Raw genomic sequence first — 5,288 nt, forward strand, 5'->3', positions numbered from 1 at the left:
ATGCCCAAAGGGCTACCGTTTGAGCTTAAATCGTACCTTGAACTTGTTGAATTAACAGGCCGTTGTATACGAGAAGACAAGCGAGGGTATATTGAAAGTACACACTTGCCTTTGCTAGAAAGAGTGAATATATCCCCCGAAAACTGGTTAAAGCTTACAACCCAATTTACGCGCGTATTTCATGGCGCAGTAGGTAGACCAACTTCACAAGCAAGTTACTGTGAAAACTTAAACAGAAAGCGGCGATCAAATATTAGCAACTGCGAAAAGCTACTCGCATAAATTAAAAACCATTCAGTAAAATTAAAACTGCAATTATGCAGATATTCTCATGCGCATAATTCAGGTTTAATAGGGCTAATGACTTATTTAATAGATGAAATGAAAGCGACCCAGTAATAAAAGATTAATTCTGAACCTGAAAAGCAAATTTAGTGGCACAGTTTTGTTTGTTCAATTAAAGTGGCTGTCCAGTTTGGTTGACACTAAAGAAAGGGACTCTTCGATGCCAGCAATGAAATTAATCCAATCAGTAGGTATTGGCGGCGTAAATAAGCCAGACGATGTAAAAGCAGTACAAACCGCTTTAAATTCACTTCTTTCCCTCATAGTACCCACCAGAAAACTTACCGTAGACGGTCGTTTAGGCTCACGCCCTGAAAACTCTAAAACAGTAGCGGCTATTAAGTTATTTCAAAGCAAAGTGGTAAATATGGTACGCCCAGACGGGAAAATAGATCCAAATGGACGCACCCATAGAAAAATCAACGAAAAACTCGCGAGTGCAGCAGTATAATCAGAGTGGCTGTCTAGTTTAGATAGCTGTCTAGTTTAGATAAAGAATACAAAAAATATATTAAAGCTAAAGGCGGTCCAAAATATGAACTTGGTGAAACACGACATCATGCAGAGCAACGTGCAGTAAACAGCTTAAAACCAGATGAAGAGTTTGCAGGTTTGAGTCCGACAAAGGATTGTTGTGATAAATGCAGAGAGGTTTTAATCAAAAGTGGTGATATAGAAAAAGTACTAAGAAAATATCAATTCATGAATAAGAAAGATCAAGATAAATATTTAAAGGAGAATAGCTAATGAGAAATACATATTTGGATACGTTACATCAGATAGCACCTAAATTATCCCATAAATTAGCTGTTGCTCTGTCTACTGAATGTGCAATGAGAGCATATATCGCTTGGGAGTACATTGAAGAGCCATCAGATGATTTATACCATGCACTGGAGTTAGCATGGTTATTCGCGTGTACTGGAACGTTAAAATCTGAATATCAACAGGCTTACGATAAGCTACTTGATTTAATTCAAGAGTACAGAGAAAATCCAGATTCAGAATACCATATATTACTTTCAATTATTTCGGTGTTCGAACTTATCTTAACACCAACGATGCAAGAAAAGTGTGTAATTGAATCTTTGACAGCTGTAATTGAAACAGCCAATTGTGTCGACCGCAATAATCAGAAAGAAGCTGAAGATGAAGAGATTAAATTCCAATTATTATTATTGGAAAAAGCCAACTCTTATCAGGGGAATATAATAACAAGGGATATATTTAATAGGCTTGGAGATGATGAATCTGGCTGGGTGAATCGTATATTAGCAGGTGAATAAGAAAAACAACCAACAAAGAGACCTACTTTTATATTTATACAGAACAAATAACAAAGACATATATGGACGCTCCCTTGAAGTCAAGACGAGCCGATGTATAAACATCTAAGTTGATGCTTTTATTCTATTAAAATGCATCCCATTTCACAGTAATGATGCGTCACAAGCTTGCTTAAAAACAAAGGTACTGACATATATTCGAGCTATGTCGTCATGGTTATAATGCGGCATGCTCCTAATGAGCTTCGTACCAGAGGACCTAAAAAATACTCACCCAAACGAGATTAAATATCGAGTCTTTATTTGGTTAACTTTGGTTAGCGTGCGCTTTTTGTTTCATTATAAGTGAAGTACATACAGGATAAGCGTATGTTACGACTTAAGTGCCCAAACACCCACTCGGGTTTTAAAACCTATGTCTTCGACGGGCTGTCTTAAGTCGTAAACTCGGGTGTGATTGGTGTGTAAAATACGCATAATTAAGTATTCTCCTGTGTATTTTGCACAAACAGAGGTGAGTAGAGGGTTTGCTTGGTCAGCAATGTCCACATCAATCGAGCCAGTCTGTGTGCGGTGGCGACCACGACACAATTAAAATGTTTTTTCTCGCGTAATTGATTGGTTGCAGCAATGCGATTTTGTAGCAGCCGTTCGCGTATTTTATGGAGCATGAGTATTCCTTACTGGGCTTCGGTTTTAATAGGAACGAATTTAATATTAGGGTGTAAGCTGGCTTCATAAATAGCAAGCGCATCGTTACTGTCGTTTTTATTACCGCGTACAAAGGGGGTAACGTGTTGTGCAGGAATAAGGTCAACGGTATGACCGTAAGAGGTAAATACTCTCCCCCAGTAGTGGGAAGAATAACAGGCTTCCATAACGACGCGGCACGGTGGGGTATTAGCTGAGAAGGTGTTGAGTTTAGGTCTGTTTAAGCGTTTATTGCACTCTCTTTTATGATTAGGATTAAAGCCAGCGACTTGGAATACATTTTTGCCAAATCAATTGATAATGTGCTAATTTTCATGGTGGACGTTCCCTTTAACTGAGTGTGAGTTAATACCAGTTTGGCGCATTGACGCCGTTTTGGGGAGCGTCCAAATCATTACCCACTTTAAATAGTGGGTGATGATTTACTACTAACATGTTGTACTTAAAAAAATCACAGTGATTTCTATCTTAACTTTCATTCAAGCATTGAGACTGAAACTAAAAAGATACTATTTGAACATTTTTTAGCTTAGGTGGTAGTGCGCTATCAGGAACTGTGAACTCACTTGCAATTGGCATATATGAGGAGTTAAGTAAGTAGTGTCTAAGAATGATGAGGTATTTTTATTATTTCCTCCATGGAAGTTTTTACGTAGATTTCTATTAGTAACAGTTCTTTTACTTTTGGGTACGGTTTATTCAGGAATGACATTGTTAACACAGTATTTTGATACAAATCCTGAGTGGCTGCTAGGCATTTTGTTTTCTGTTGGTATAGCATTTTGTCTTATAAACTTCAAAGTAAGCCAAGGCTCTTATTTTTGCGCAAAAATATTAAAATATTATGCTTTATTTTTAGCTGTGATTTGCTTGCCGTCTTTTATAATTTTAGAAGGTAATGGTTATCACATTGCTACAGTTATCAATATAGCTTTTATGTTGCTCTCGTTTTATTTAATTAAAGGAGAAAAGTACCAAGGTCTTATTAAATATCAATATGATTTTCTTAAGGATATAAAAGATGCCCGAGCAGCGGTTGAAAAAGAAATGGCGAAGGTTCGCCAAAGGAATCGAAAGTAAAGCAATAAAGTCTTATTTATCTTTTCTTTAATTATAGGGGGAAATTGCAGTAACACCCATCCTAATTTTTGTACTTTCTGAAGTTAAAAACTAAATTCCAGTTAGTGTAGACCATGGTAATCGCAACAAAGCGTCGTGTATATTTAAGAGCCCAGCAGCTTTACCGAGAACAAGTGATGTTAATGCCCAGGTCAAATATTGGAAAAAATATTACAATACACCTCTAGGAACAGGTACAGTCCAAGAGTAGGTACATAATTGGCAAACATATGGAGTTGACGTATGAATATAAATAAAATTTTTACTTGTGTTTTCTTATTAATCACAAGCCATGTATCTATAGCTTCTGATTGTTTGAGCATAAAAGTAATTGAACCGATTAAAGTTAATGATAAAACTGAGCGTATGCAGTCAATCAAATTTGATAAAGTTAAACTGCTTCATAAAGATAAGTCGGGTATTTGTTTGCCTACTCAAGATACCTATGTTTTAGCTTTTAATGAAGGTGTTCCTTTTATTACGGCACGTTTAAAGGGGCATACACCAGACATAACCTTGATAGAAAAAAATGACAATGACTATGCGTTAATTAAGTATTACGCTGGTAATAAACTACAAGTATTGAAAGGGTATCAACTTATAGGTTCGGAGCTGTATGAACTACCTAATTTTACTTTAAGTAGTAATGTAAGCAGTATCAATATAATTGATGGATTAATTAACGTTGAGAATAATGAGTTAGTTGAAGAAAAGCCGACTAACTCGGTCACACTTTATGATTTTAGTTTATCTGGCGTATTTATTAAGCCTTAGACAGGTTTGAGCTATAACAGCATAACATTAACCCTCATCTTAATTTTTTGTCTAGTTATGTTTAGTTATGTTTAGTTAAGTTGGGTGTGTGATTTAGTTTCATGCAAGGTACGTTACTTTATAAAGCAACTATTGGGTTAACTAAAAGAAATGTATCGGCTGAGCGTAATACTTATGTCCGCAATTTACTTTTAAGCGAAAAATGATTAAAAATACAGTATTACTCACTTTAACTGTTGTATCGAGCACTGCATGTGCAAATATAAAAGAAAATAAAATAGCTCCAACATACAGTTTAGAGAATAAAACTAACGGATATTTTATGGAACCGGAAGTTTTAGAAACGCCGAAGCAGGTTAATGCTTTATTTAGTAAAAACTGGTTTTATTCCTATGAAGTTGTTTTAGATAGTAAGCCAGCTATTAAAGTTGATAGTTGTAAGGTTTTATCTAAGGCATTGCAAGAGGGCTATAAATCAGCAAATTATAAAGATCAGGTCGCGTTAATAGCTACCAATAAAATATGTACCACGTGGGCTGATATGGGGACGTTAAAGTCTTAAAAAGAAAGCTTTTTAGGTTCATTTAAACACAGTGCAGTATTGCCAAAAAAAATGCCGCCTGAGTTGTCTTTAATTATTTCGAATGATGACGAGCGCCGCTTAGCAAAAGCAAGTAGCTGGGAAGAAATGAGCCACATTAAAAAAGTAGAACCTGTAAATGATGACCAAGCTATTTATTACGATAACAGTGGCGGTATTCAAAGATTAACAATAATGGCGAAGGGCGATTATAACCAAGATGGTATTGAGGACATAGTTCTGCATATGGCAAATGCAGTTGAACGTGGTAGTTACTCCTCTTCTTATGGCTATGTGCTAACACGACTAACCGCCGATGCACCTTATACGTTAATTAAGCAGTTTTCATAGGTTGGATCTTAAGGAATAAAACTTGAAAACATGCTCTGAATTTGATCTGATAGTAATCGCCAAACCACTATCTATCCCAAAAGCAGAGCATGAATAAACATAATACTGAGTTAAACAAAATA

At 36.0% G+C, this 5,288-nt stretch carries 6 protein-coding genes and 2 pseudogenes; 7 read left to right on the forward strand and 1 reads right to left on the reverse strand.

Annotation, left to right across the window (positions count from 1 at the left end):
- From I6F65_RS20820 to I6F65_RS20830, 3 genes and pseudogenes are all read left to right on the forward strand, one after another.
- Positions 1 to 282, forward strand: a pseudogene (locus I6F65_RS20820) (hypothetical protein); the annotation flags it as partial.
- A 223-nt stretch (positions 283 to 505) separates the two neighbouring features.
- Complete coding sequence (locus tag I6F65_RS20825; protein WP_024612969.1) at positions 506 to 796, forward strand: peptidoglycan-binding protein; 291 nt, start codon at positions 506 to 508, stop codon at positions 794 to 796.
- A gap of 295 nt (positions 797 to 1,091) precedes the next feature.
- Positions 1,092 to 1,631, forward strand: coding sequence for a hypothetical protein (locus I6F65_RS20830; RefSeq protein ID WP_024612968.1), 540 nt, complete (start codon positions 1,092 to 1,094; stop codon positions 1,629 to 1,631).
- A gap of 608 nt (positions 1,632 to 2,239) precedes the next feature.
- Here I6F65_RS20830 and I6F65_RS20835 read toward each other — a convergent pair.
- Positions 2,240 to 2,658, reverse strand: a pseudogene (locus tag I6F65_RS20835) (transposase); the annotation flags it as partial.
- 284 nt (positions 2,659 to 2,942) lie between these two features.
- Here I6F65_RS20835 and I6F65_RS20840 point away from each other — a divergent pair.
- The 4 genes from I6F65_RS20840 to I6F65_RS20855 all read left to right on the forward strand — a co-directional run bounded on the left by I6F65_RS20840 (position 2,943) and on the right by I6F65_RS20855 (position 5,166).
- Positions 2,943 to 3,422, forward strand: coding sequence for a hypothetical protein (locus tag I6F65_RS20840; protein ID WP_197114729.1), 480 nt, complete (start codon positions 2,943 to 2,945; stop codon positions 3,420 to 3,422).
- A 282-nt stretch (positions 3,423 to 3,704) separates the two neighbouring features.
- Complete coding sequence (locus I6F65_RS20845; protein ID WP_197114731.1) at positions 3,705 to 4,235, forward strand: hypothetical protein; 531 nt, start codon at positions 3,705 to 3,707, stop codon at positions 4,233 to 4,235.
- Positions 4,236 to 4,437: 202 nt separating this feature from the next.
- On the forward strand, positions 4,438 to 4,797 hold the full coding sequence (locus I6F65_RS20850) for a hypothetical protein (protein ID WP_024612963.1): 360 nt from the start codon (positions 4,438 to 4,440) through the stop codon (positions 4,795 to 4,797).
- 39 nt (positions 4,798 to 4,836) lie between these two features.
- A complete protein-coding gene (locus tag I6F65_RS20855) occupies positions 4,837 to 5,166 on the forward strand; it encodes a hypothetical protein (RefSeq protein WP_197114733.1) in 330 nt (109 codons plus the stop codon).
- Positions 5,167 to 5,288 lie beyond the last annotated feature (122 nt).

The organism is Pseudoalteromonas sp. SWXJZ94C (assembly GCF_015864385.1).
Classification (GTDB): Bacteria; Pseudomonadota; Gammaproteobacteria; order Enterobacterales; family Alteromonadaceae; genus Pseudoalteromonas.

Coding starts and splice junctions, on each gene's coding strand:
- I6F65_RS20825 (WP_024612969.1), top strand. CDS start 506: ATGCCAGCAATGAAATTAATCCAATCAGTAGGTATTGGCGGCGTAAAT.
- I6F65_RS20830 (WP_024612968.1), top strand. CDS start 1,092: ATGAGAAATACATATTTGGATACGTTACATCAGATAGCACCTAAATTA.
- I6F65_RS20850 (WP_024612963.1), top strand. CDS start 4,438: ATGATTAAAAATACAGTATTACTCACTTTAACTGTTGTATCGAGCACT.
- I6F65_RS20845 (WP_197114731.1), top strand. CDS start 3,705: ATGAATATAAATAAAATTTTTACTTGTGTTTTCTTATTAATCACAAGC.